The 25,454-nt window shown below is 65.3% G+C and carries 20 protein-coding genes and 1 pseudogene; 15 read left to right on the top strand and 6 right to left on the bottom strand.

Annotated features, from left to right (window positions below):
- Position 1: 1 nt before the first annotated feature.
- From VGH68_RS21460 to VGH68_RS21415, 10 genes and pseudogenes are all read left to right on the top strand, one after another.
- On the top strand, positions 2-847 hold the full coding sequence (locus VGH68_RS21460) for a carbohydrate ABC transporter permease (RefSeq protein WP_331605714.1): 846 nt from the start codon (positions 2-4) through the stop codon (positions 845-847).
- Between the two features lie 131 nt (positions 848-978).
- Positions 979-2,110 (top strand): annotated as a pseudogene (locus VGH68_RS21455) (ABC transporter ATP-binding protein).
- 266 nt (positions 2,111-2,376) lie between these two features.
- Positions 2,377-4,794, top strand: coding sequence for a glycoside hydrolase family 3 N-terminal domain-containing protein (locus tag VGH68_RS21450; protein ID WP_331605713.1), 2,418 nt, complete (start codon positions 2,377-2,379; stop codon positions 4,792-4,794).
- Between the two features lie 100 nt (positions 4,795-4,894).
- Positions 4,895-5,662: an SDR family oxidoreductase gene (locus tag VGH68_RS21445; protein ID WP_331605712.1), complete on the top strand. Its 768-nt coding sequence runs from the start codon at positions 4,895-4,897 to the stop codon at positions 5,660-5,662.
- Positions 5,659-6,543, top strand: coding sequence for an SMP-30/gluconolactonase/LRE family protein (locus VGH68_RS21440; protein ID WP_331605711.1), 885 nt, complete (start codon positions 5,659-5,661; stop codon positions 6,541-6,543). Before VGH68_RS21445 ends, VGH68_RS21440 begins: the two co-directional genes overlap by 4 nt.
- Before the next feature lie 166 nt (positions 6,544-6,709).
- Positions 6,710-7,705, top strand: coding sequence for a LacI family DNA-binding transcriptional regulator (locus VGH68_RS21435; RefSeq protein ID WP_331605710.1), 996 nt, complete (start codon positions 6,710-6,712; stop codon positions 7,703-7,705).
- A gap of 216 nt (positions 7,706-7,921) precedes the next feature.
- A complete protein-coding gene (locus VGH68_RS21430; protein ID WP_331605709.1) occupies positions 7,922-9,340 on the top strand; it encodes an MFS transporter in 1,419 nt (472 codons plus the stop codon).
- Positions 9,341-9,345: 5 nt separating this feature from the next.
- Positions 9,346-11,130, top strand: coding sequence for an IlvD/Edd family dehydratase (locus tag VGH68_RS21425; RefSeq protein ID WP_331605708.1), 1,785 nt, complete (start codon positions 9,346-9,348; stop codon positions 11,128-11,130).
- Between the two features lie 94 nt (positions 11,131-11,224).
- A complete protein-coding gene (locus VGH68_RS21420; protein ID WP_331605707.1) occupies positions 11,225-12,421 on the top strand; it encodes a fumarylacetoacetate hydrolase family protein in 1,197 nt (398 codons plus the stop codon).
- A 60-nt stretch (positions 12,422-12,481) separates the two neighbouring features.
- Positions 12,482-13,924, top strand: a complete 1,443-nt coding sequence (locus VGH68_RS21415; RefSeq protein WP_331605706.1) for an aldehyde dehydrogenase family protein — start codon at positions 12,482-12,484, stop codon at positions 13,922-13,924.
- A 148-nt stretch (positions 13,925-14,072) separates the two neighbouring features.
- On the opposite strand, the gene VGH68_RS21410 is transcribed toward VGH68_RS21415, so the two are convergent.
- From VGH68_RS21410 to VGH68_RS21400, 3 genes are all read right to left on the bottom strand, one after another.
- On the bottom strand, positions 14,073-14,339 hold the full coding sequence (locus VGH68_RS21410) for a DUF4148 domain-containing protein (protein WP_331605729.1): 267 nt from the start codon (positions 14,337-14,339) through the stop codon (positions 14,073-14,075).
- A gap of 207 nt (positions 14,340-14,546) precedes the next feature.
- Complete coding sequence (locus tag VGH68_RS21405; protein WP_331605705.1) at positions 14,547-15,377, bottom strand: DUF2182 domain-containing protein; 831 nt, start codon at positions 15,375-15,377, stop codon at positions 14,547-14,549.
- Positions 15,374-16,138 carry a DUF899 domain-containing protein gene (locus VGH68_RS21400; protein ID WP_331605704.1) on the bottom strand — a complete coding sequence of 255 codons (765 nt, stop codon included), beginning with the start codon at positions 16,136-16,138 and terminating at the stop codon, positions 15,374-15,376. The genes VGH68_RS21405 and VGH68_RS21400 overlap by 4 nt, the downstream gene beginning before the upstream one ends.
- A 211-nt stretch (positions 16,139-16,349) precedes the next feature.
- On the opposite strand from VGH68_RS21400, the gene VGH68_RS21395 reads away from it, so the two are divergent.
- From VGH68_RS21395 to VGH68_RS21380, 4 genes are all read left to right on the top strand, one after another.
- Positions 16,350-17,603, top strand: a complete 1,254-nt coding sequence (locus tag VGH68_RS21395; RefSeq protein WP_331605728.1) for a helix-turn-helix domain-containing protein — start codon at positions 16,350-16,352, stop codon at positions 17,601-17,603.
- Positions 17,604-17,617: 14 nt separating this feature from the next.
- Entirely contained in the window at positions 17,618-18,304 is a 687-nt protein-coding gene (locus VGH68_RS21390) for a glutaminyl-peptide cyclotransferase (RefSeq protein WP_331605703.1), read from the top strand.
- Positions 18,305-18,459: 155 nt separating this feature from the next.
- A complete protein-coding gene (locus VGH68_RS21385; RefSeq protein WP_331605702.1) occupies positions 18,460-19,335 on the top strand; it encodes an extracellular solute-binding protein in 876 nt (291 codons plus the stop codon).
- Complete coding sequence (locus tag VGH68_RS21380) at positions 19,332-21,161, top strand: ATP-binding cassette domain-containing protein (RefSeq protein ID WP_331605701.1); 1,830 nt, start codon at positions 19,332-19,334, stop codon at positions 21,159-21,161. Before VGH68_RS21385 ends, VGH68_RS21380 begins: the two co-directional genes overlap by 4 nt.
- A gap of 73 nt (positions 21,162-21,234) precedes the next feature.
- Here VGH68_RS21380 and VGH68_RS21375 read toward each other — a convergent pair whose 3' ends face one another.
- Entirely contained in the window at positions 21,235-21,720 is a 486-nt protein-coding gene (locus VGH68_RS21375; RefSeq protein ID WP_331605700.1) for a DinB family protein, read from the bottom strand.
- A 300-nt stretch (positions 21,721-22,020) separates the two neighbouring features.
- Positions 22,021-22,854 carry an oxidoreductase gene (locus tag VGH68_RS21370; RefSeq protein ID WP_331605699.1) on the bottom strand — a complete coding sequence of 278 codons (834 nt, stop codon included), beginning with the start codon at positions 22,852-22,854 and terminating at the stop codon, positions 22,021-22,023.
- Between the two features lie 155 nt (positions 22,855-23,009).
- Between VGH68_RS21370 and VGH68_RS21365 the strand changes: the two genes are divergently transcribed.
- Positions 23,010-23,918: an AraC family transcriptional regulator gene (locus tag VGH68_RS21365; protein ID WP_331605698.1), complete on the top strand. Its 909-nt coding sequence runs from the start codon at positions 23,010-23,012 to the stop codon at positions 23,916-23,918.
- Positions 23,919-23,977: 59 nt separating this feature from the next.
- Here the strand turns inward: VGH68_RS21365 and VGH68_RS21360 are convergent, their stop codons facing one another.
- Positions 23,978-25,051, bottom strand: coding sequence for a chemotaxis protein CheB (locus VGH68_RS21360; protein ID WP_331605697.1), 1,074 nt, complete (start codon positions 25,049-25,051; stop codon positions 23,978-23,980).
- Positions 25,052-25,454: the final 403 nt, after the last annotated feature.

Here is a 25,454-nt window from a genome sequence, read left to right as displayed (position 1 = left end):
CATGTCCACACCCGCATTTCGCGTTCATTTCCGCAGGATCCGCATCGGCGTGCCGTTGCTCGCGTTGATCTGGCTTACCGTGACCACGCTGCCGTTCCTGTTCGTCGTGGTGACGAGCCTGAAAACGCAGGAGGAAACTTTTTCGGCGCCGGTGTGGGCGTTGCCGGCACATGTGTATTTCGGCAATTACCTGGCGGTGCTGCATGGCCCGTATCTGACTTATTTCACCAATAGCGTGCTGGTGGTGGGCGTGTCGGTGCTGCTTATCGTGGTGCTGAGCGCAATGGCCGCGTACGTGTTCGCGCGCTTGCGCTTCCGTCTGAACAAGCTGCTGTTCGGCCTCGTGATCGCCGGGATGATCGTGCCGCTGCACGCGACGCTGGTGCCGATCTATCTGCTCACGCGCAACCTCGGTTTGTATGACACGCAGTTCGCGCTCATCGGGCCGTACGTCGCGCTGAGCCTGCCGATCTCGATTTTCATCCTGACCGAGTTCATGCGGCAAATCCCGCACGAGCTGGAGGAAGCGGCGCAGCTCGACGGCTGCGGTCCGTTCAAGATCTTCTGGCGCATTTTCTTTCCGCTATCCACGCCGGGGCTCGCGACGGTTGCGATCTACAACGGCATTGCGCTGTGGAACGAGTTCATCTTCGCGTACATGCTGACGTCCACGCCGCCGCATCGCACGCTGCCGCTCGCGGTGTGGGACTTTCAGGGGCAGTACTCGTCGAATATTCCGGCGATGCTGGCGGTCGTCACGATGACGTCGCTGCCGCTGATCGCCGCGTATGCGTTCGGTCAGGAGCGTCTGATCAAGGGGATGATGGCCGGCTCGCTGAAGGGCTGAAGAACGGCACAAGAAGGCCTAACGAACGGATGACGAAGCGGGCCGCGCGATCACCGCGGTCCAACGGAAGCAGCCGCGGCGCAGCAACTCGACGCGCGCTCCCGGCAATTTAACTGCGAATACAACGAGCTATGGCAAGCATTACCCTGAGCAAAGTACAGAAGGCGTACGAAGGCAATTCGCCGATCATTCGTGGCGTTCACCTCGAAGTGGGCGAAAACGAGTTCTGCGTGTTTCTCGGGCCGTCGGGCTGCGGCAAGTCCACTTTTGCTGCGCATGATTGCCGGACTCGAATCGATCACGGAGGGCGAGCTGCGCATCGACGGTCAACTAATGAACCACGTGCCGCCCGCGCAGCGCCGCGTTGCGATGGTGTTCCAGAACTACGCGCTGTATCCGCATATGAGCGTCTACGAAAACATGGCGTTCGGTTTGCGCCAGGCGAAGATCGACAAGGCGACGATCGACAGCAAGGTGCGTCGCACCGCCGCCGCGTTGTAACTCGACGGTTTGCTCGAACGCAGGCCCGCGGCGTTGTCCGGCGGTCAGCGCCAGCGGGTTGCGATCGGCCGCGCGATCGTGCGCGAACCGGGCGTATGCCTGTTCGACGAACCGCTGTCTAATCTCGACGCGTCGCTGCGCGTGCAGACCCGCATCGAGATCGCGCGACTGCATCGCGAATTTCGCCGCGCGAGTGCGATTTACGTTACGCACGACCAGATCGAAGCAATGGCGCTCGCTGACAAAATCGTGCTGCTGCATGCTGGCGTCGAGATGGAAAAGCACGGCAGCATCGCGCAGATCGGCGCGCCGCTCGATCTGTATCACCGGCCGAAGAGCCGCTTCGTCGCGGGCTTTATCGGCTCGCCGAAAATGAACTTTATGCCGGCCACGGTGAAGCGCATCGACGAAACAGGCATCGAGGTTGAACTGACGACCGGCGAGCAGGTGCGCGCGGCGGTCGACGGCCGCAAGCTGCAGGTAGGCTCGCAGATCACGCTGGGAATCCGGCCGGAACATCTCGGCTTGCCGTCGGCCCAGCCCGGCGTGCAGACGATCCGCTGCGCGGTGCGTCTGGTCGAACGGATGGGCGAGCACAGCTACGTGCATATCGACGGCGGTGCGCGCGACGGCCGCACGATGATCGCGAAGCTGCCCGGCGACGGCGGCGTCACGCATGACGAGCGCATTGGGCTGACGCTAGCGCCGAACGCATGTCATGTGTTCGACGACAACGATTTTGCGGTGCCTCGCTTGCACTGAGTTCCACCGCGTTCCACTGCGTTTCGCTGCCGTCCTTTGCGTTGGGCGGGTCGCAACGAATCAAGACATCACCCAGCCAGGACGTGACGCATTACGCGTTGCGTCGGCGTTCGATCGCCCGAACGAATTGCGCATTTCGAAGAGGCATCGGGAAGGAGCGGGGATTGCATTCGATAAAACGGCACCCCGCCGCACGCTTGTGAGAAAACGATTTGTCGGCGCGTTGCGCGGTTCGCACACCACGGATAATCAAAAAGGAGTTCTCCATGTTGCTTCGCCAAAGTGAAGTTCCGCTTTACCGCAATGCCGCGGCGCCGGTGGACGAGCGCGTTGCCGACCTGCTCGCGCGCATGACGCTGGACGAAAAAATTGCGCAGCTTCACGCCGCCTGGCTGAAACTGTCGACCGACGGCAAGCACAAGACGCGCAGCATCGATTTCGCACAGAGCGCGAACGAGAACACGGTCGACGAGATCCTGCAGCATGGCCTCGGCCAGATCACGCGTCCGCTCGGCACCCATACGGTCGATCCGAAGGAAGGCGTGCGCGCGCTCAACGAACTGCAGCGCAAGATGGTTGAAGACACGCGCCTGGGTATCCCGGTGATGTCCCACGAGGAATGTCTGGTCGGGCTGATGATCAAGGACGCGACGCTCTTTCCGTCGCCGCTCAACTACGCGGCGACCTGGAACCCCGGCGTGGTCGGCGAGGTGGGCAGGATCATCGGCGAGCAGGCGCGTTCGATCGGCTGTCACCAAGGACTCGCGCCGGTGCTCGACGTGTCGCGCGATCCCCGCTGGGGCCGCACCGAGGAAACACTCGGCGAAGACCCGTATCTGGTCGGTGTGCTCGCATGTCATTACGTGAAGGGTCTGCAAGGCGAACAACGCGATCTGCTCGCGACGCTGAAGCATTTCGTCGGTCACTCGGCGAGCGAAGGCGGCCGCAATCATGCGCCCGTGCATGTGGGCCCGCGTGAACTCAACGATGTGTTCATGCTGCCGTTCGAGATGGCGGTCAAGCTCGCGAACGCAGGCTCGGTGATGCCGGCTTATCACGATGTCGACGGTGTGCCCTGTCATGGCGACCGCAAGCTGTTGCATGAGACGCTGCGCGAGAAGTGGGGCTTCGACGGTCTCGTCGTCGCCGACTATGCGGGCGTGGATCTGCTGTTCAGTCATCACGCGGTGGCGCGCGACAGCGCATCGGCGGCGGCGCTCGCGTTCAATTCCGGTCTCGACGTTGAGTTACCGGGACATGAGTGCGCGGTGCATCTAAAAGAAGCGCTCGCGCGTAACGAGATCACCGAACAGACGATCGACGCCGCCGTCTCGCGCGTGCTGCGTATGAAGTTCCGACTGGGCCTGTTCGAGAGGCCGTATGTCGATCCCGAACGCGTCGACGTGAAAAGCGCGGCGGCGGGCGACACCGCGTATCAGGTCGCGCTCGAATCGGCGGTGCTGCTGCGGAATGAAGGTGCGGAAGGTGGCGTGCTGCCGTTGAATGCGAATGGCGCGGAAACAATCGCAGTAATCGGCCCGACCGCCGACGATCCGCTCGCGCTGCTCGCCGGCTATAGCTTTCCGGTGCATCTGATCAACAGCGGCGAACAATCGACTGCATCGATCGCGACACCGCTGCAGGCGTTGCGCGCGCGGCTCGGCAACGAGCGGGTGATCCATGCGCCAGGCTGCGACATCATCAAGGAGCGCCGCGCGGGCGCGCCGGTGTTCCCGGGCGACGTATCGCTCGATCTGAACGGCGAAGCGACGCGTGACGACCAGCTGATCAGCAGTGACATCGGCAGCATCGCGGCGGCGGTCGACGCCGCGCGGCAGGCGGGCGTGGCGATCGTGTTCGTTGGCGATCTGGCGGGGCTGTTCCAGTCCGGCACCGTGGGCGAAGGGTCGGATACCGACAGCCTCGATCTGCCGGGCGTGCAGCAGATGTTGCTCAACGCGGTGGTCGGCAGCGGCACGCCGACCGTCGTGGTGATGACCGGCGGCCGACCGTACAATCTCGGCGGCCTCGAAGACCGCATCGCCGCGCAGATCATGGCGTTCGCGCCGGGCGAGCGCGGCGCCGATGCGCTGGCCGATCTGCTGGTGGGCCGCGCCAACTTCAGCGGCCGTCTGCCGCTGTCGGTGCCGAAGAGCGCCGGCGCCGTGCCGTACGTGTACAACCATCGGCTGAAGAGCTCGGGAACGCCGGTTGCGTGCCACTTCGGGAGCCGCTATCCGTTCGGCTTCGGCCTCGGCTACACGCAGTTCCGTTACGGCGATCTCGCGCTCGCGCAACCCGAAGTGCCGCTCGAAGACGGCACGATCGAGTTGAGCTTCACGGTCGATAACACCGGCGCGCGCGACGGCACCGAAGTCGTGCAGGTATATGTGCGCGACCGCCATGCATCGGTGGCTCGGCCCGTGCGCGAACTGAAAGCGTTCGCGCGCGTACCGCTGGGCGCCGGCGCGTCGGCGCGAGTGCGCGTGAAGTTGCCGGTCGACATGCTCAACTTCACCGACGAACGGGGTGAGCGCATCGTCGAGCCCGGTGATTTCGATCTGCTGGTCGGCAGTTCGAGCCGCGATATCCATCTGGGCGGTACGGTCACGGTGGCGGGCAACGCGACCCGAACGCTCGAACGAGACTGGCGTATGCTCAGCGACGTCGAAATCCTGTCGTAGGCGGCAGGCAGCTCAGGAAGGGCCGAGCGACACGCGCGCGAACAGCTGCGCGACGCTCGCCGCCCTATGTGTGGTCCTACTCGTAAAAAGTGAACATCTGATGTCGTACGCAATCTATCCAAGCCTGTCGGACAAAACGGTCGTCGTCACCGGCGGTGGCAGCGGGATCGGCGCCGCGATGGTCGAAGCGTTCGCGCAGCAGGGCGCGCGGGTGTTTTTCCTCGATGTGTCCGAGCAAGATTCGCTCGCGTTGCAGCAAACGCTGCGCGATGCGAAGCATCCGCCGTTGTTCCGCCGCTGCGATCTGCGCAACGTCGAAGCGATCGAAAGCACCTTCGCGACGATCGTCGACGCGGCCGGCCCGATCGACGTGCTCGTGAACAACGCCGGCAACGACGACCGGCATGAAATCGGCGAACTCACGGCCAGCTACTGGGACGAACGCATGGCCGTGAATCTGCGGCACCAGTTCTTCTGCGCGCAGGCCGCCGCGAACGGGATGCGCGAAGCAGGGCGCGGCGTGATCCTCAATCTCGGCTCGGTGTCGTGGCATCTGGCGTTGCCGAATCTCGCGATCTATATGACCGCGAAGGCGGGCATCGAAGGTCTCACGCGCGGTCTTGCGCGCGACCTGGGCAGCGCGGGGATTCGCGTGAACTGCATCATCCCCGGTGCGGTGAAGACACCCCGGCAGATGCAGCTATGGCAATCGGCCGAGAGCGAGGCGAAGGTCGTCGCGAGTCAGTGTCTGCCACTGCGTATCGAGCCCGAGCACGTCGCGCGCATGGCGCTGTTCCTCGCCTCGGACGACGCGTCGCGCTGCTCCGGTCGCGATTACTTCGTCGACGCCGGGTGGTACGGAGAATGAGCTTGCCGGTTACGATGTGCGTATGGCCGGTGGGCGCCGAACTTGGCGAAGGGCCGCTGTGGCAGGCCGCGGAAAACGCGGTGTATTTCGTCGATGTCAAGGGACGGCGGATTCATCGGTTGAGCGTGGCCACTGGCGAACAACAGACGTGGCAGGCGCCGGATCAGCCGGGCTTTATCGCACCGCTTGGCGACGCTGCTTTCGTCTGCGGGCTGCCCGGCGGCCTGTATCGCTTCGATGCGACGACCGGGCAATTCAGCAAGCTGGTGGACGTCGAACGGCATCTGCCGGGCAACCGGCTCAACGACGGTTTCGTCGATGCGCGCGGGCGCCTGTGGTTCGGCTCGATGGATGATGCGGAACAAGCGCCGAGCGGCACGCTGTACCGCGTGAACGAAAGCGGTGCGGCGATCGCGCAGGACGACGACTACGTGATCACGAACGGTCCGGCGATGAGCCCGGACGGCCGCACGCTTTACCACAACGATACGACGCGCCGCGTCGTCTATGCGTTCGATGTTGCGGACGACGGCACGTTGTCGGGCAAGCGCATCTTCGCCGCCATTTCGGGCGACGGCCACCCGGACGGCATGGCGGTCGACGCCGAAGGCTTCCTGTGGGTCGCGCTGTTTGGCGGCTGGCGTATCGAGCGATATTCGCCAGCCGGCGAACTGGTCGATCAGGTGCCGTTGCCGTGCGCGAACGTGACCAAGCTCGCGTTCGGCGGCGACGATCTGCAAACCGTGTACGTATCGACCGCGTGGAAGGGACTGACGGCGGTCGAGCGCCAGCATCAGCCGCAGGCGGGCGGGTTGTTCACGTTCCGCGCGCCGGTGCCGGGGCAGGCGCAGGCGCGCTGCACGGTGGGCTTCAAACGCTAACGACAAGGGCAGTGGCCAGACCAGGCGGCGAGCACGGGCGGCGAACCCGGGCGGACATCGCGATGGTCGTCCGGCACGATGCTGCCAGCTATCATGTGCGTTCCGTGACTTCCGCGCATTTGCACCGATCCCCACCATGACGTCCAGGCCGCCCGTCCCGCCCCGCATGTCCGATGTTGCCGAACGCGCAGGCGTTTCGAAGATGACCGTGTCGCGTGTGCTCGCGGGGCGCAACGTGTCGCAGGCGACCCGCGAGCGGGTCCAGAAAGTGATCGACGAGCTTGGTTATGTCGCCGACGCGGCGGCCGGCGCGCTGTCCTCGGGCCGCTCCGAATTCGTCGCGGTGCTGGTGCCGTCGCTGTCCAGCTCGAACTTCTCCGACACCGTGCGCGGCCTGAATGCCGCGCTGACCCCGCACGGTCTGCAGCTGCTGCTCGGCGACACCGACTACCGGCTGGAGCAGGAGGAAGCGCTGGTGCGCTCGATGCTGCGCCATCAACCGCGCTGCGTCGCGCTGACGGGCAGCCGGCACACCGCGGCGACGCGCACGCTGCTGCAGCGCGCCGGTATTCCGGTCGTCGAGATGTGGGATCTGCCCACCGACCCGATCGATACGGTGGTCGGCTTTTCGAACTCGGCGGCGGCGCGCGCGATGGTCCGGCATTTGCACGAGCGCGGTTATCGGCGCATCGGATTTATCGCCGGCGCAAGCGAGCGCGACCGGCGCGGTCACGACCGGATGCGCGGCTACGTCGCCGAAATGAAGGCGCTGGGGCTTGGCGAGCCGCGCGTAATCCGGCTCGGCGATTCGCCGATCACGATGAGTCACGGCGCGCCGGCGATCGGCGCATTGCTCGAAAGCTGGCCCGATACCGAAGCGGTGATGTGCGTGAGCGACATGTCGGCGTTCGGCGCGATCATGGAATGTCAGCGGCGCGGGCTGTCGGTGCCGGACGACATCGCGATTGCCGGCTTCGGCAACTTCGAGGTGTCGTGGTGCTGTCAGCCGACCATCACGACGGTGTCGGTGGATGCCTACGGCATCGGGCAACGGGCCGGCGAAACGCTGCTCGCAGCGCTCGCCGACCGCGAAAACGGCCACACGCCGCGCCGCAAGCCGGTCAAGATCGACTTCACGGTCGTCCCGCGGGAAAGCGCATAAAAAAGCTGCGCCGCCTGATAAAGCCGGCGGGCCAGCGGGTTCGGGCACGCGAAACCACCTCAGGGATATCCCTTGGTTGTTCGGACAGTGAGCCGCGCGTAACATCCACAGCCAGAAATGTTACCGGTAACTTGATCGGCGGAGTTCGTCGGCGCGCGTGGAGGCGCTCCGGCGCGCAACGGCATTTCCCACGACAACACGCTGATGGAGATACCCATGACCGCTGTACCGTCCGCGATCGCCGCGCCCGCCGCGCGGCCCGACGAGTTCGAAGAAAAGACCTATCGCAAGGTCGTGCGCCGGCTGCTGCCGATCCTGCTGCTGTGCTACGTGGTCGCGTATCTGGACCGCGTGAACGTCGGTTTCGCGAAGCTGCAGATGCTCGACGATCTCGGCCTGTCCGACACGATGTACGCGATCGGCGCGAGCGTGTTTTTCTGGGGCTATTTCATCTTCGAAGTGCCCAGCAACGTGTTCCTGCATCGCTACGGCGCGCGCTTCTGGATCGCGCGGATCATGTTCACGTGGGGCCTGGTGTCGATGGCGCTCGCGTTCGTCGAGCCGCTTGCGCACGTCGCGCACGTCGAGACGGCGACGATGTTCTACCTGCTGCGATTCCTGCTCGGTATCTGCGAGGCGGGCTTCTTTCCCGGCGTGATCCTGTATCTGAACTACTGGTTCCCGGCACAACGGCAGAGCCGCGTGATGTCGGGCTTCCTGATCGCGATGCCGGTCAGCCTGATGCTCGGCGGCATCGTGTCGGGCTGGCTGATGGACCATACAGCCGGCATGTTCGGCTTTCAGGGCTGGCAGTGGATGCTGCTGATCGAAGGCGTGCCGTCGCTGTTGACCGCATTCGTCGTGTATTTCTCGCTCGATGACGGCATCGAGTATGCACGCTGGCTCTCGCCGCAGGAAAAGACGCTGCTCGCGGCCAATCTGGCGCGCGAAAGCACCCACAAGACCCGGCGCTTCGGCTCGGCCGTGCGCGATCCGCGCGTTTGGCTGCTGGTCGCGATCCTGCTCACGTTCAATACCGGCTTCTACGGCCTCGCGTTCTGGCTGCCGTCGATCATCAAGGCAACCGGCGTGCAGGATCCGCTGCATATTGGCCTGCTGACCGCGATCCCCTATGGCGTCGCGATCATCGCGACATTGGCGAACGCCGCGCATTCGAAGAAAACCGGCGAGCGGCGCCTGCACGCCGCGATCCCGGCGCTGATTGGCGGATTTGGCCTGATCATGAGCGCGGCATTGGCGCATCATGTGGTATTGGCGATCACGTTCCTGACCATCGCGACCGCCGGCATTCTCGCGCTGATGCCGATCTACTGGACGTTCCCCGGACAACTTCTGTCGGGTGCGGCGGCCGCGGCCGGTATCGCGATGATCAACGCGATCGGCAACCTGTCGGGCTTTACCGGTTCGATGATCACCGCGGTGGCGAAGAATCTGACCGGCGATATCAACAACGGCACTTACGCGCTCGGCGCGTGTCTGCTGGTCAGCTGTGGGCTGATCCTGCTGGTGCCGCGCGCGATGCTGGCGCACAGCGCGCCGGCGAGAGACGGCGAGCCGGGCGCGAAGCAGCAGGCCGCGCCAGCCAACGAAACCCTCACCATGTCGGAGAGATAAGCATCATGTCAGCATCCACCCCGCGCCGGCTGCGCAGCCAGGAATGGTTCGACGATCCATCGCACGCGGATATGACGGCGCTGTACGTCGAGCGTTTCATGAATTACGGTCTGACGCGCGAAGAGCTGCAGTCGGGCCGGCCGATCATCGGCATCGCGCAGACCGGCAGCGATCTCGCGCCGTGCAACCGGCATCACATCGAGCTTGCGGCGCGCACGAAGGCGGGCATTCGCGATGCGGGCGGTATTCCGATGGAGTTTCCGGTGCATCCGCTCGCCGAGCAAAGCCGCCGGCCGACCGCGGCGCTCGATCGCAATCTCGCGTACCTCGGCCTCGTCGAAATCCTGCATGGGTTTCCGCTCGACGGCGTGGTGCTGACCACCGGCTGCGACAAGACCACGCCGGCCTGCCTGATGGCCGCGGCGACCGTCGATATGCCGGCGATCGTATTGTCCGGCGGGCCGATGCTCGACGGCTGGCACGACGGCAAGCGCGTCGGCTCGGGCACCGTGATCTGGCATGCGCGCAATCTGCTCGCGGCCGGCGAGATCGACTATGAAGGTTTCATGGAGCTGACCACGGCGTCGTCGCCGTCGATCGGCCACTGCAACACGATGGGCACTGCGCTGTCGATGAACAGCCTCGCCGAAGCGCTCGGCATGTCGCTGCCCGGCTGCGCGAGCATTCCGGCCGCGTACCGCGAGCGCGGGCAGATGGCGTACGCGACCGGCAAGCGCATCGTCGATCTGGTGCGCGAAGACGTGCGGCCGTCGCAGATCATGACGAAGCAGGCGTTCGAAAACGCGATCGTCGTCGCGTCGGCGCTCGGTGCGTCGACCAACTGCCCGCCGCATCTGATCGCGATTGCGCGGCATATGGGCGTCGAGTTGAGTCTCGATGACTGGCAGCGCATCGGCGAACCGGTGCCGTTGATCGTCAACTGCATGCCGGCGGGCGAATACCTCGGCGAGAGTTTTCACCGCGCGGGCGGCGTGCCAGCTGTGATGCGCGAGCTGGCGAAGGGCGGGCTCGTGCATGAGCAATGCCAGACGGTGTCGGGCAGCACGATCGGCGAAATCGCGGCCAATGCACCGAAACCGGATCGCGAAGTGATCAAGACGACCGACGATCCGCTCAAACACGGCGCGGGCTTCATGGTGCTGTCGGGCAATTTCTTCGATAGCGCGATCATGAAGATGTCGGTGGTCGGCGAAGCGTTCCGCAAGACCTACCTGAGCGAGCCCGGCGCGGAAAACACCTTCGAGGCGCGCGCAATCGTGTTCGACGGTCCCGAGGACTATCACGCGCGCATCAACGACCCGTCGCTCGAGATCGATGAGCGTTGCATCCTGGTGATTCGCGGCACCGGCACGGTCGGCTATCCGGGCAGCGCCGAGGTCGTGAATATGGCGCCGCCCGCGGCACTCGTGCGCCAGGGCATCACGTCGTTGCCGACGCTCGGCGACGGCCGGCAGAGCGGTACGTCCGCCAGTCCGTCGATTCTGAACATGTCGCCGGAAGCGGCGGTGGGTGGCGGCCTAGCGCTGCTGCGCACGAACGACCGGATTCGCGTCGATCTGAATGCGCGCAGCGTCAATGTGCTCGTCGATGAAGCGGAACTCGCGCGACGCCGCGAAACCGTGCACTTCGAGATTCCGCCTGCGCAAACACCGTGGCAGGAGCTGTATCGCAAGACGGTCGGCCAGCTTTCGACCGGCGGCTGTCTCGAACCGGCGACGCTTTATCTGAAGGTGATTGCCGAGCGCGGCAATCCGAGGCATTCGCACTGATACGTAAAGAGCGAGGCCGGGTTTCGCGGGTTTTTCATATTCCTGCGAAGCCCGGCCTTTCCCGTTTCCCTAACTTGCTGAGAGAGCCATCCCCATGTCCGCAACATCCCCATCCAGCTTCCTTCCGGACGACCTCGACAACGCGCTGCTGATTGGCCGCGTGTGGCGCAAGACCGGGCAGCACGAGGGACCGTGCGTGATCGCCGTGCGCGGCGGCGAGGTGTTCGACATCACCGCGACGGTGCCGACCACCGCCGATCTGTTCGAACGCGACGATGCCGCGCAGCTCGCGCGCAGCGCGCCGGGCACGTCGCTCGGACCGGTCGCGCAACTGATCGAAGCGAATCTGCCCGCCTCGGGTGCGGCGGCGGGGCCGGCCGTGCGTCTGCTTGCGCCGTGCGACGTGCAGGCGATCAAGGCCTGCGGCGTCACGTTCGCGGTGAGCCTGATCGAGCGGGTGATCGAGGAACAGGCGGGCGGCGATCCGGCGAAGGCGAAGGAAGTGCGCGAGACGATCGCATCGACGATCGGCACCGATCTGTCGAAGATCAAGCCAGGCTCGGAAGCGGCGATGAAGCTGAAGGCGGAACTGGAACGGCGCGATGCGTGGTCGCAATACATGGAAGTCGGCATTGGCCCGGACGCCGAGGTGTTTTCGAAGTCGCAGCCGATGTCGGCGGTCGGCTTCGGCGCGGACGTCGGTCTGCTCGCCGCGTCGGTGTGGAACAACCCGGAGCCGGAAATCGTGCTCGCGGTGAATAGCCGCGGCGGCGTCGTCGGTGCGACGCTCGGCAACGACGTGAACCTGCGCGATATCGAAGGCCGCTCGGCGCTGCTGCTCGGCAAGTGCAAGGACAACAACGGCTCGTGCGCGATCGGCCCGTTCGTGCGCTTATTCGACGATACGTTCTCGCTCGACTCGGTGCGTAGCGCGAGCGTGGCGCTGCGCGTCGAAGGCGAGGACGACGACTTCGTGCTCGACGGCGTGAGCCATATGAGCGAGATCAGCCGCGACCCCGCCGATCTGGTCGCGCAGACGTGCGGGCGGCACCACCAGTATCCGGACGGTTTCATGCTGTTCCTCGGCACGATGTTCTCGCCGATCAAGGATCGCGACGCGCCTGGCGGCGGCTTCACGCACCATCTCGGCGACCGCGTGACGATTTCGACGCCGCAGCTCGGCGCGTTGATCAACACCGTGCGTCTGTCGACCGAAATCGAGCCGTGGACGTTCGGCGTGCGCGCGCTGTATCGCAATCTGGCCGCCCGTGGCCTGCTGGTTGCTGCGTGACGGTGGCACGGGCAGTTCGTTATAGATGGCGATAAAACTGCATGGGACAGGAGAACGGATATGAGCCAGTTTGCAAACTACATCGACGGACAGTGGGTCGACGGCGCAAGCGTCTCCCGCAACGTCAATCCTTCGAATCTCGACGACGTGGTCGGCGAATTCGCGCAGGCCGACGCCGAGCAGACGCAACGTGCGATCAGCGCCGCGCGCAACGCATTCGCGCAGTGGTCGGTGTCGACCCCGCAACAGCGTTTCGAAGTGCTAGACCAGGCGGCCACCACGATCCTCGCGCGCAAGGCCGAGCTTGGCCGGCTGCTCGCGCGTGAGGAAGGCAAGACGCTGCCTGAGGCGATCGGCGAAGTCGGCCGCGCCGGGCAGATCTTCAAGTTCTTCGCAGGCGAAGCACTGCGTCTGGGCGGCGAAGTGTTGCCGTCGGTGCGGCCGGGGATGACCGTCGAAATGACGCGTGAGCCGGTCGGTGTGGTCGGCCTGATCACGCCGTGGAATTTCCCGATCGCGATTCCAGCGTGGAAGATCGCGCCGGCGCTCGCGTACGGCAACACGGTCGTCATCAAGCCGGCCGACCTGGTGCCGGCGAGTACGTGGTCGCTGGTAAAGATCATCGCCGAGGCCGGCGCGCCGGCGGGCGTTATCAACCTCGTGATGGGGCGCGGTTCGGTGGTCGGCGAGGCGCTGGTCACCTCGCCGGACGTCGATGCGGTGAGCTTCACCGGATCGGTCGCGACGGGCCGCGCGATCGGCGCGAAGTGCTTCGCGTCGGGCAAGAAATTCCAACTGGAGATGGGCGGCAAAAACCCGATGGTCGTTCTCGACGACGCCGACCTCGATGTCGCGATCGAAGCATGCATCAACGGCGCGTTCTATTCGACGGGCCAGCGGTGTACCGCGTCGAGCCGGCTGATCGTGACCGAAGGGATCTACGAGCGCTTCATCGAAGGGATGAAGGCGCGCATGCGTGCGCTGAAGGTCGGTGACCCGCTCGCGGACGGCACGCACATCGGCGCGGTCGTCGACGACAAGCAGTTGGAGCAGGACGAGCGCTATCTCGCGATCGCGCGCGAAGAGGGCGGCACGGTGTTCGGCGGCGAGCGCGTCGAGGGTGCGGCAAAGGGTTATTTCCTCGCGCCCGCGCTAGTCACCGAGACGACGCGCGCGATGCGCATCAATCGCGAAGAAGTGTTCGGGCCGGTGGCGTCGGTGATCAAGGTCAAGGACTACCACGAGGCGCTCGCGGCAGCCAACGATACCGAGTTCGGTTTGTCGGCCGGTATCTGCACGACGTCGCTGAAGTACGCGAGCCATTTCCGCCGTCATGTGCAAGCCGGCATGGTGATGGTCAACACCGCGACGGCGGGTGTCGATTATCACGTGCCGTTCGGCGGTCGCAAGGGTTCGAGCTATGGTCCGCGTGAGCAGGGCACCTACGCACGCGAGTTCTATACGACGGTGAAGACCGCGTATATCAACGCGGGCGCGGTTTGATCCGACGACGCCGTAAACGGAACTGGCCCGCCATCGCATTCAACCGCGATGGCGGGCCAGTAGGGGAAGCTGCTGGAGCACTAACGGCAAAGCGCCCCGGCAGGTACTGCTACAGCAACTTCTTGCTACCTTCCAACAAGCTAACAGCTTACTCAGCTGCGTGACCTTGTTGCGACGAACCGCTGGTCACGCCGCCAACCGCGCTGTTTTGCGCGGCGACACGAGCTTCCGCAGCCTGAATGTTGCCCGGATATTCATTCGGGTTCGAACGCGCCGGGTTGTAGCCGGCCTTCTCGACCTGGATCAGCTCTGCGCGAACCTGCGCGCGGGTCAGCGGCTGATTCGACTGGGCGAAAACGGCAACCGGAGCGGCAAGGGTAGCGGCGATAACGACAGCTTGAACGAGCGATTTCATGATGACTACCTCCAGATATTGTCTTTGTTTGGCTGCGGATTCGTTTTCCTGCAGCAGTGAAGACAGTGTGCGGGTCACGCGGATTAGGGTAAATACCTAATTAGCAAACTCACTGTTTCTCGCCGCACAACAATATTGCGATATGCCCGGCTCCAGGTATCGATTCTTGCAGTGGCGTTGACCCGGCAACCGCTCGTCCCCGTGCGATTACGCATTCACGGCGGCGTGCGCGATCAGCAACAATCCGCCGCCGATGGCCATAGCACCGACCATCCGTGCGATGCGCGCGCCATCCGGTGAAAACCTCTCGGCGATAATCGCCGCGGTCACGACTGCCATCATGCGCAGGTCCATCATGCCGACGACGAGCTGCACCGCCGTCAATCCCGCGCAACAGCAGCCACAGTGAATGCCGATGCGCACGCCATGCCGCCACGCGGCGGCAGCGTCCGCCCCGATACGCGGCGTTGCCCGGCAGCAAGCTAGGTGGCGCGCCTTCCACGCGCCTAGCTGCAGCACGCCGGCCAACAGCACGGCCAGACCGGCCGCGAACGGAACCGCACGCGCAAGCGTTTGCCATCGCAATTCGGCCGTCGCTAGCGCGGCGCCCAACGCGAACACCGCGACGCCGCACGCGATCCATACAGCCCAGTAGCCGCCGGCCACCCGCAACGTCAGCAACGCGAGTTCCGTCGCGCGCACCTGCGATCCGACCGCTTCGCGATAACGCGCCAGCATCTGCGCGAGCGACGGCAGCATCATCGCCGCCATCATCACGGTCCACATGCCGGCAAACGATGCCGCACCGCGCGTCCACGTCCGGCCGCACGCCGGCATCCAGAGCATCGACATCGACCAGCCGCCGGGCATCGGCAACTCGCCCATCGCCGCCATCGACAGGCTCTGCGCGAGCGTCGCTGCGACGCTCGCGGCGAACAGCAATGCGCAGACGCCGGCAAACGCGCGACTGCAACCGCTGGCGCGACGCCCCGCTGCGGGTTGGCCGCCTGCCCGAACGGCACGTGCGACGGCGCTCATTGCCGTTCGTACTCGTCGTGACGGCGCCACCAGATGCCGGTCTCGTTGCGCCCCTTCGGCGCGCGATCGAGCCACTGGTACATGCCCCACAGCCCATCCACGCCGCGCGCGTAGGTCGAATACGTGTGATAGACGACGCCGTCCTCGAGCACGAACGCGCTCATGCCGGGGCGATCGCGCGAATAGGTGGCCGCATCCGTGCCGCAAGTAGCCGCGAACTGCGCGACGGGCTCGGGCGTCGGCGTCACGTCCATCGCGTGGCCGTTGCGCGCGTAGTTGTATTCGATTTCGCCTTTGCGCTGTTGGTCCTCGCTGAACGACACGTTGAAGTCGAAGTTGAAGTCGCCGCCCGACGACGACGCCCACGGGAACGTCCATCCCATGCGCTCTTTGTACGCGCGCAGCTTTGCGAGCGGCGCGCGCGACACCGCCATCAGCATCACGTCGTGGTGCGCGAGATGCACGGCGAAACCGTCGAAGCCATCCGCGAGCGCCGAGCAGGGCGGGCAGCCGGCCTTGTAGTCCGGGCCGAACATGAAGTGATAGACGAGCAGCTGCGAGCGTCCGCGAAACAGATCGGCGAGCGTCGCGCTGCCTTCATCGGTATCGAAGCGGTAGGTCTTGTCCACGCGTACCCACGGCAACGCCTGACGCTGCTGTGCGAGTTCGTCGCCGCGTCGCGTGTATGCCTTCTCGGCGTCGAGCAGTGCGCGTCGCGCGGCGAGCCACTCGTCGCGTGTTCCGGTCGTATGCGTCGTCATTTCGAGTCCTCCGGTGAGTCGTCCGCGCCGCGCGAAGTAGGCCGATGCGGCGGCGGATACGGTTGATGGTCGTGCTAGATTAGTGCTGGGCAGCGAACGGGCGGGAGTGACAAGTGTGGCGGGATTCCGTGGACGGATTGACGCGTCGCTCGATGACGCGCAACGCAACAGCTCGCGCTTCGTGGCTGTGCGGCGCCACGAAGCGCGCGTCGTGGACGGGCTGATCGCCGCGGCGGCGCGCGCACTGTCGGCGGGTGATCCGCTCGGCGCGCTCGATCATGTCGCGTTGCGCGACGACGCGCCTGCGCTGGCATTGCGCGGCATCGCGATGGCGCAGCTCGGCGACTTCGCGCGCGCGAAGGCGCTGGTGCGTCGCGCCGGGCGCGCGTTCGGCGCGAAGGAAGCGCTCGCGCGCGCCAGGTGCGTGGTTGCCGAAGCCGAGATTGCGCTGGCGTCGCGCGACCTCGGGTGGCCGGCCAAAGCGCTCGATGCCGCCATCGCGGTGCTCGACGCGCACGGCGACCGCGTCAATGCCGCGCATGGGCTTTATCTCCAGGCTCGGCGTCTGTTGTTCGTTGGCCGTCTCGATGACGCAGAGCGACGGCTTGCCGCGCTCGATCCCGCGCTGTTTCCGCCCGCGTTGCGCGCCGCTCACGAACTGGTGGTCGCGGGCATCGCGCTGCGACGTCTTCGCAGCAAAGCCGCCCGCGCGGCGCTGGCGCGGGGCGAACGTTCGGCACGCGATGCGGGCATTCCAGCGTTGATCGCGGAGATCGAAAGCGCGTCACGCGTGCTCGACCAACCGGCGGCGCGCGTGATCGCGCATCACGAGCCAAGGCTGATTCTGCTCGACGAAGTCGAGAGCTTGCTGGCTCCGGACGTCACTTCCAATAGCCGATCGAATCCCGCCCAAAGCCTGCTCATCGTGGACGCCTGCCGCTACGCGATCCGCGATCGCAACGCGACGGTGGCGCTCGCGAGCCGTCCGGTCCTTTTCACACTCGCCCGCGTGCTCGGCGAAGCGTGGCCCGACGATGTGCCGCGCGACACCCTCGTCGCACGCGCGTTCCGCGCCAAACACGCGGACGAGTCGCACCGCGCGCGCTTGCGAGTCGAAATCGGCCGGTTGCGTAGCGCGCTGGGAACGTTGGCCGGCATTGGCGCGACCAGGCGCGGCTTCGCGCTGGAGCCGCGTCACGCGCGCGAGGTTATCGTGCTCGCGCCGCCTGTCGAAGGCGAGCACGCGGCGGTGCTCGCGTTTCTCGCCGACGGCGAATCCTGGTCGAGTTCGGCGCTGGCGCTCGTGCTCGGCGCGAGCCAGCGCACGGTGCAGCGCTCGCTCGATGCGCTTGCCGCCGCGGGCAACGTGCAGCCGGTCGGCCAGGGGCGTGCGCGCCGCTGGATGACGCCGCCCGTCACCGGATTCGCGACGGCATTGTTACTCCCCGCCCCGTTCCCCTCATGATTAGGATGGCAAGCATGAACCGATCAGCCGCCAAAATCATCCGCGAATATGGGCCCTTTACAGCTGTCGACAAAGTGCACGGGCTCACGTACGACGGCCGCCAGCTGTGGATCGCGACAGGCGAGCGGCTGCAGGCCGTCGATCCGGCGAGCGGCGAGACGCTGCGCTCGGTCGCCGTGACGGCCGACGCGGGCACCGCGTTCGACGGCGAGCATCTGTTCCAGATTGCGCACGGACGCATTCAGAAGATCGATCCGGCGACCGGCCAGGTTCTGTCGACGATCCCCGCGCCCGGCGGTGGCGGCGATTCGGGGCTCACATGGGCCGAAGGGTCGCTGTGGGTCGGCCAGTATCCTGAGCGCAAGATCTATCAGCTGGATCCCGCCAGCGGCGCGATTCTGCGCACGATCGAATCCAATCGCTTCGTGACCGGCATTACCTGGGTCGACGGCGAGCTATGGCATGGCACCTGGGAAAACGACGCGAGCGAGTTGAGGCATATCGACGCTCGCACCGGCGAAGTGCTCGAAAGTGTCGAGATGCCAGCCGGTATGGGCATCTCCGGGCTCGAATCCAATGGTGCCGATTTGTTCTTCTGCGGAGGCGGCGGCAGCGGTCTGGTCAGAGCCGTGGAGCGGCCGGCGCGAGCGGAGGCGCAGGACGGCGGGCCGGCGTTGCAGGGCGGTTCGACGAGCGAGTGAATCCGCGCGGACCAGCGCGCGATGAGCGGCGGCTCTTCACGCGCTCACACCTGGCAAGCATTCGTGTATCGATCCTGGGAGGCGTTTCACGCCGATTTGTGCTTCATTCGCGGCGCCCGTAATATATCGAACTTTATAGCCGAACGGGGAACGCTATGTTGCGCAGGATTCTGGCATCGATTGCAGTGTTGGCGGCGGTAACGAATGCGCAGGTCTGCGCGGCGGATCAAGCGACGGTCAATGTGCTGTACGCCGGTTCGCTCGTTAACTTGATGGAGCGCAGTATCGGCCCGTCGTTCGAAAAGGAGACGGGCCTGCACTTCCGGGGCTATGCCGCCGGGTCGAACAAGATCGCCAATGAGATCAAGGGCAAACTACGGCGCGGCGACGTATTCATCAGCGCGAGCCCGAAAGTCAATACCAGCCTGATGGGCGCGGCCAATGGCGATCACGTCACGTGGTATGTCAACTTCGCCGAGTCGCCGCTGACGATCGGCTACAACCCGCAAAGCCGCTTTGCCAAAGATTTCAAAACGAAACGCTGGGACGAGGTGCTGCAGGAGCCGGGCATCCGCGTCGGCCGCACCGATCCGAAGCTCGATCCGAAGGGTGCGTTCACGGTCGAAATGGTGAGCAAGGCCGCGGCGCTCTATCACCAGCCGGATCTCGTCGAGAAAACGCTGGGCGCAGCCGACAATCCCGCGCAGGTGCTGCCTGAGGAAACACTGGTGGGCCGGCTGCAATCGGGGCAGCTCGATGCTGGTTTCTTCTACTCGACCGAGACCTCGGACCTGAAAATACCCGCTCTGCGTCCCGCGCCGGAATTGCAGGCCAAGGCGAGCTACACGCTGACGATTCTTCAGGACGCGCCAAATCCGGACGGTGCGAGCCGCTTCATCGACTTTCTGCTGAGCGCCAGGGGCCGCGCGCTGCTGAGCGAACATGGCGTCGACGTGATCAGGCCGACCGTCACTGGCAACGGACAGGCGATGCCGTCCTCGGTGCAGGCCGTGCTCGACGCCGCGCAATGAAGCGTCACGCGGCCCGGCCACTGACCGGGCTTGCGCTGCTTCTCGCGCTCTACCTGTGCGCGCCGTTCATCGCGAGCATTCCGGAGATCGGCCGTGCCGACTGGGCGGGGGTCGACTGGCATACGGCCGCGTCCGCCGTGGGCGTCTCGGTTGCCAGCGCGAGCGTCGCGTCCCTGATCATTCTGCTGGGCGGCGTGCCGCTCGGTTACTGCCTCGCGCGGTCATCGTCGCGCGGCCTGGCCGTGCTCGGCTTTATCGTGCAGTTGCCGCTCGCGCTGCCGCCGCTCACGAGCGGCGTGCTGCTGCTGTTCCTGGTCGGCCCGTACAGTGGGATTGGCCGCGTGATCGGCGGACTCACCGACAGCTTCACCGGCATCGTGCTGGCCGAAACCTTCGTGGCCGCCCCGTTCCTGGTGATCGCGGCACGCTCGGCCTTCGCCGCCGCCGATCCGGTCTTTGAAGACGTCGCGGCGACGCTCGGCCATCACGCCGGCAGCCGCTTTTTCAGGGTAGCGCTGCCGGCCGCATGGCCGGCCATCCGTGCCGGTCTGGCGCTCGCCTGGCTGCGCGCTTTCGGCGAATTCGGCGCGACGGTGATGGTCGCGTACCACCCGTATTCGCTGCCGGTCTACACCTATGTGGTGTTCGGCGGCCAGGGGCTACCCGCGATGATGCCGCTGCTGCTGCCCACGCTCGCGATCGCCGTGACCTGTGCTGCGTTGTCGGCCTACCGCCGCGGCGATACCGAACCGTTGAGCGCTGCGCTCGCGGACTCAGGCGACGAGCCGCTCGTTGTCGCCGCGCGCCCGGTTTCCCTGCCGGCCGCCGAAGACCCGCGGCTCGTGTTCCGGCTCGCGCGCCGCCTCGGCGCGTTCAGTCTCGACATCGCCTGGGCGCCGGCTACGCGGCGTCTGGCGATCATCGGGCCGTCGGGCTCGGGCAAATCGCTGGCGCTGCGGCTGATCGCGGGACTCGAAACCAACGAGGCGGGTTGCGTGAGGCTCGGCGCGACAGACCTCGGCGCGTTGCCGCCCGAAGCGCGTCAGATCGGCTACATGCCGCAGGACTATGGCCTTTTCCCGCATATGACGGTGGCGCAGCAACTGGCGTTTCCGGTCCATGCCGATGCCGCGGCCGCGCGTTACTGGGTAGGCCATCTCGGGCTCGGTGCACTGAAGAACCATCTGCCCAAGCAACTGTCGTTCGGCCAGCGGCAGCGCGTGGCCCTCGCCCGCGCGCTCACGCGTCACAGTCAGTTGCTGCTGTTCGACGAGCCGTTCTCCGCGCTCGATACGCCGCGACGCCGGCGGCTTCAGCAATCGCTGCGCGAGCTGCAACGCGAGATCGAAGCGGTCACGATCATCGTCACGCATGACCCTGACGAAGCCGCGCTGCTCGCGGACGAGATTCTCGTCGTCGATCAGGGGCGGGTATTGCAGGCTGGCAGTATCGCGGAAGTGTTCGCGCGGCCGGCGACGATGCGCGCGGCCGAACTGCTCGGGCTATCGAATGTCGGTCGTGGCGTGGTGCGCGCGCTGCGGCGCATCGAGCTTGCGCCGGGATGGGTCGTGCAAGCGAACTGCGCGGATCTGCCGATGGGCGCGCCGGTGATGTGGCGGCTTGCCTCTCACGCGATCCTGCTCGCGCCCGATGGCCCGCACGCGGCCCGCGTCGTTGCGATCGAGTTGCGCCGCGGCGAGCGATTCGCACGTCTGGACGTGTGCGGCGCGAGGGTCGATGTCGCGCTCAACGATACGCCGCTCGTCGAGGGGCAGCAGTGCCGGTTCGCCGTCGACGCCGCGGGTGTGTCGGCGTGGCCCGGCTAGCACTCGCACCGCGCTTGCACCGTCAGCAAGTGTTTGTGGCCACCACCGCCTGCGATGACAACGGCCACGTCACTCAAGACGCGCGATACACGTCGCGCAGAAATACCGGCAGATCGTTGGCCGGCGATGCCGCCCGCGCCTGATAGAGCATGTCGGCAACGAAGCCTCGGTGATAGGTGCCGTGGTTGACGATATGCAGCAGCATCTCTTCGCGAGTCATCGCGCCGTCGCCACCACCGACGAATTCGAAGTGGATCATTTCGCCAAGCTCTCGTTCCGTCAGCGCATCGGCATAGTCGACGTACCACGCATCCATCGCCTGAACCGCTCGCCATAAGTCGTCCAACGCTGGCGTGTCCTGCGTATTTCTCGCCGTATAGCCGTGCTTCGCACGCTGCAGATGTGCTTTGAATATGTCGTCGATCACATAGACGTGGTTCAACGTGTGAACCATGTTTCCGAAGCGGGTTGGTCGTGGGCGTAATGCTTCGCCATCTGGCAGCGAGCGCACAGCGGAATAGGTAATGCCATTCGCCCAGGCCTTGTAGCGCGCCAGCATGCGCACGGATGCAAGCGGGGACGCCGGCGAAACGCCAACCGGCGCGTGCGGGAGTTCGTTTTCCGAGCGATCGTTCAGCAAATTCATGGGGTGTTCCTTCGTGAGTGGCGGGCGCGGCTGAGGGTTCGGGCCGGCGTTTGATTGTCGGCGATCCACGCACTGGTGTCGAACGTCATGAAAGTGACCGGCTAGTCGCATCACCGAGCGCTGATTCTCGATCGACGCTCGAGATCTTCGATCTGGCGCAGCAATGAAGCTGGTGGGCGTTCCAGCGTAGCCAGGTCGAGGCGCCCGCGCTCGTCAGCCGTCCGTCGAGACCGTGACGCTCTCCCACTGCCGTATCTCATCTTCGAGCGCCGACAACTTGCGTCGAACCAAGCCCAGCGCATCGCTGCCAAGCAACAGATGAACGGGCGGGTTCTCCGCGGCGATAGCCGTGAGCATTGCGCGTGCTGCCTTGCGGGGATCTCCCAGCTGCTTGCCGTTTTTTTCCTCGCGAGCCTCGCGGATCGGATCGAAGCTTTCGTCGTAATCCGCAATCGAGCGCGGCGTACGGCTCATCGAGCGGCCGGCCCAGTCGGTACGGAAAGAACCCGGCGCGACCGCGGTCACTGCGATACCGAACGGCTTGACCTCTTTCGACAGCGCTTCGGAGATGCCTTCGAGCGCGAACTTGCTGCCGCAGTAGTACGCGATTCCCGGCATCGTGATGTGACCGCCCATCGACGTGATGTTGAGGATGTGGCCGCGCCGTCGCTCGCGCATGAACGGCAGGACGGCTTTCATCATCGCGACCGCGCCGAACACATTCACGTCGAACTGCCGACGCATCTCTGCGAGAGGCGATTCTTCCATGATGCCTTCGTGGCCGTAGCCGGCATTGTTGACCAACACGTCGATGCGCCCGATGTTCGTCTCGATCTCGGACACAACGCGGTCGATCGCGTCGAACTCGGTCACGTCGAGCATTCTTCCAAACGCGCTGCCCGGGCAAAGCGACTCGAAATCGCGCCTGGCCTGCGCACTTCTCACCGTACCGACAACCTTGTGACCGGCCGCGAGCGCCTCTTGCGCGAGCGCGCGGCCAAAGCCGCTACTGACGCCGGTGATGAGCAAAGTCTTGCTGGGTACCATTGACGCACTCTCCTGAACGTTGACAGAAAAGTGCATGCTAATCTTAGGAGAACCGGCTAAAAAGGCCGATCTCGCTGATTTCCTTGCACAAAACTATGAAAGCACAACGTGTCGTCACTGAGCGGCCTGAACCTTTGCGCGGAGACCGGCAACGCATGGTTGCCCTGTTGCGCGAGTTGGCGCGCGACGAGGGCTACAACCTCACGGCGCTGCCGAGCGTTCGCATTCTGCGTTCGGACCGGGCGCTGTCGCGCACGCCGGTGCTGTACGATCCCGGCGTCGTCATCGTCTGCCAGGGCCGCAAGCGGGGCTATTTCGGCGACCAGCTGTTTCTCTACGATGAGCGTCACTATCTCGCCGTATCCGTGCCCGTGCCATTCAGCATGGAAACCGATGCGACGCCGGAACGCCCGCTGCTGGCGCTGTATCTCCATCTGGATTTCCCGGTGGCCGCGGAACTCGCTGCGCGAATCGACCGGTACGCCGAAGGCGAGCCGGTCCAGGCGCCGCGAAGCATGATGTCGACGCCGATGGACGACGCAATGCAATCGTCGGTATTGCGTTTTCTCGAAGCGTTGCAACGGCCGCTGGAAGCGGCCGTGTTGGGCGAGGGGCTGCTGCGCGAACTGTACTTCCGCGTGCTCACTGGCGCACAGGGACGCGCGATGAGAGAAGCGCTGGCGATGCGCGGGCAGTTCGGCCGGATCGGCAAATCGCTGCGCCTCATCCACGCCGCCTATGCGCAGCCGCTCGACGTGGCGCAGCTCGCCGGCGAGGCGGGCATGAGCGTGCCGAGCTTCCACAGCCACTTCAGGTCGGTCACGCAGCTATCGCCGATGCAATACGTCAAGTCGACGCGTCTTCATCAGGCCCGGCTGCTGATGGTGCGTCAGGATCTGAGCGCGGAGGCCGCCTGTCACGCGGTGGGCTACACGAGTCCTTCGCAGTTCAGCCGGGAGTTCAAGCGTCTGTTCGGCCTGACGCCGGCCGCCGAGAGCAAACGCCTGCGCGAAAGCTTCGCGATGCCGGCGTTCGCCGATGCAACGTATGTGTCGTCACACTGATCCGCCGGCGGGCTTTGCATGCGCATCGATGGGCATGTCCCGTGGTGCTGCTTGGCCTGCTATATGCCGGGCGACGAACCGTCCTCGTCCGCCGTCGGGTTCACGAGGACGAATTGCCGAAGCGACTGTTGAAGTTTGCGGAGCTTTTCAGCCGCGACGCGCTCCGAGCGCGCCCCTGCGTCGTCGCCGCGCGTTTGCGCTGCGCGAGCACGGCTGGCTGCCAGCTCGGCGCATTCTTCAATCCGCCGCACCGACATCCACAGCGCGTCTTCGAGACCGGCCTTTTGCGTGGCCTCGAGCGAGGCTTTGGAGAAAGCATGCCCGGTGTGGCACCGGTACCGCAGGGGCGCGGCATCGCCTATTTGCCAGATCACGCCGCCACAGTCGGGGCAGGTGAGGGTGCTCCGGTTGCCCAACTCGTCGAGCTGGGCGGGCGAGGCAATTCCAGTACGAGCGATTTCTGTTTCGATTTCTATGCGCCGCTTGTCGACTTGCACAGGCACTCCTTGAATGGGCTGGTGAACTGCGTCAATGATGGCCTGCGCCAGCCGGTCCAGACCCGCCACCGTTGCGGTTGGGACAGCGGCAAGCGCAGAGGCGGGCATTGACCGCGCAACGCTCTCTTCTGGCGCCTGCACGATGACGCGACCGCCGCAGGCGTGAACTGCGGCCGCGCCTGCCGCACCGTCATCCAGGTCGCCCGTGAGCACCACTGCGACGGCGTGAGCACCAAACTCCGCCGCCACCGAGCGGAATAGCGGGTCGATCGCGGGACGGGCGAAGTTTTCTTTCGGGGCTGCGCTCAACCGCGTTCGCCCGCGATGAACCAGCAGATGCCGGTCGGACGGTGCGAGGTAGATCGTCGACGGTTCGAGTGGGACGTCGTCCACCGCATCGACAACCCGCAACGGGCAAGCAGGCTGAAGCAGTTCGGGCAGGAAACTGCGATGGGCACCAATATGCATGACGATCAACATCGGCACGGTAAAATCCGACGGAAGTGAAGACAGCAGCGCGCGCAGAGCGTCGAGGCCGCCCGCTGACGTACCGACGGCGACAACCCGGTCGTTGTAATGCTGGGAGCGAGGCACGATGTTCCTCCGATAAATTCCGCTTGCGCCGTATTCGGTCATCTATTGTTTCCCTGGCTGGACGGGGCGGCATTCGGAGTCCATCCTTGGCGAGCAAGCCGCGATCCTGGGAACGGCGGTTGCACGGCCTGACGAGCGAATCAGTAATGTGAACCCACATGAACAGTGGAATCTGGGCCAGTAGCACCCCGTCGGTGAACGGTCCGCTCCGCGTTCCTGCGGTCGACGGCCACCCGGCCGCAGCTCAAGCCGGGGCATTTGCACTGGCGTTCGCAGGCCGCGAGGCCCGCTATGCATTCGATGGAGATTCGGCTTTCCAGTGCATCGCACTCTGGACGCCGGATAGAGCGTTGCTCGACACCAATATGCCGTCGCGCGACGGTTTACCGCTTGCCGCGCTCGCGCATGTCCGCGTTGCGCCGTTTTGGCCGGCGCATCGGCTGCC

The sequence above is a fragment of the Paraburkholderia sp. genome, from assembly GCF_036488505.1.
In the GTDB taxonomy this organism is placed as follows: Bacteria; Pseudomonadota; Gammaproteobacteria; order Burkholderiales; family Burkholderiaceae; genus Paraburkholderia.
Note: the sequence above shows the minus strand (reverse complement) of the source record. Positions and strands in the feature narration are given on the sequence as shown.

Excerpts from the sequence above, each read along its gene's own strand:
- VGH68_RS21445 (WP_331605712.1), top strand. The coding sequence starts at position 4,895 with ATGTCGTACGCAATCTATCCAAGCCTGTCGGACAAAACGGTCGTCGTC.
- VGH68_RS21425 (WP_331605708.1), top strand. The coding sequence starts at position 9,346 with ATGTCAGCATCCACCCCGCGCCGGCTGCGCAGCCAGGAATGGTTCGAC.
- VGH68_RS21430 (WP_331605709.1), top strand. The coding sequence starts at position 7,922 with ATGACCGCTGTACCGTCCGCGATCGCCGCGCCCGCCGCGCGGCCCGAC.
- VGH68_RS21385 (WP_331605702.1), top strand. The coding sequence starts at position 18,460 with ATGTTGCGCAGGATTCTGGCATCGATTGCAGTGTTGGCGGCGGTAACG.
- VGH68_RS21450 (WP_331605713.1), top strand. The coding sequence starts at position 2,377 with ATGTTGCTTCGCCAAAGTGAAGTTCCGCTTTACCGCAATGCCGCGGCG.
- VGH68_RS21440 (WP_331605711.1), top strand. The coding sequence starts at position 5,659 with ATGAGCTTGCCGGTTACGATGTGCGTATGGCCGGTGGGCGCCGAACTT.
- VGH68_RS21390 (WP_331605703.1), top strand. The coding sequence starts at position 17,618 with ATGAACCGATCAGCCGCCAAAATCATCCGCGAATATGGGCCCTTTACA.
- VGH68_RS21375 (WP_331605700.1), bottom strand. The coding sequence starts at position 21,720 with ATGCTGGCGCGCTACAAGGCCTGGGCGAATGGCATTACCTATTCCGCT.
- VGH68_RS21360 (WP_331605697.1), bottom strand. The coding sequence starts at position 25,051 with ATGACCGAATACGGCGCAAGCGGAATTTATCGGAGGAACATCGTGCCT.
- VGH68_RS21370 (WP_331605699.1), bottom strand. The coding sequence starts at position 22,854 with ATGGTACCCAGCAAGACTTTGCTCATCACCGGCGTCAGTAGCGGCTTT.
- VGH68_RS21380 (WP_331605701.1), top strand. The coding sequence starts at position 19,332 with ATGAAGCGTCACGCGGCCCGGCCACTGACCGGGCTTGCGCTGCTTCTC.
- VGH68_RS21365 (WP_331605698.1), top strand. The coding sequence starts at position 23,010 with ATGGTTGCCCTGTTGCGCGAGTTGGCGCGCGACGAGGGCTACAACCTC.
- VGH68_RS21460 (WP_331605714.1), top strand. The coding sequence starts at position 2 with ATGTCCACACCCGCATTTCGCGTTCATTTCCGCAGGATCCGCATCGGC.
- VGH68_RS21400 (WP_331605704.1), bottom strand. The coding sequence starts at position 16,138 with ATGACGACGCATACGACCGGAACACGCGACGAGTGGCTCGCCGCGCGA.
- VGH68_RS21435 (WP_331605710.1), top strand. The coding sequence starts at position 6,710 with ATGTCCGATGTTGCCGAACGCGCAGGCGTTTCGAAGATGACCGTGTCG.
- VGH68_RS21405 (WP_331605705.1), bottom strand. The coding sequence starts at position 15,377 with ATGAGCGCCGTCGCACGTGCCGTTCGGGCAGGCGGCCAACCCGCAGCG.
- VGH68_RS21415 (WP_331605706.1), top strand. The coding sequence starts at position 12,482 with ATGAGCCAGTTTGCAAACTACATCGACGGACAGTGGGTCGACGGCGCA.
- VGH68_RS21410 (WP_331605729.1), bottom strand. The coding sequence starts at position 14,339 with ATGAAATCGCTCGTTCAAGCTGTCGTTATCGCCGCTACCCTTGCCGCT.
- VGH68_RS21420 (WP_331605707.1), top strand. The coding sequence starts at position 11,225 with ATGTCCGCAACATCCCCATCCAGCTTCCTTCCGGACGACCTCGACAAC.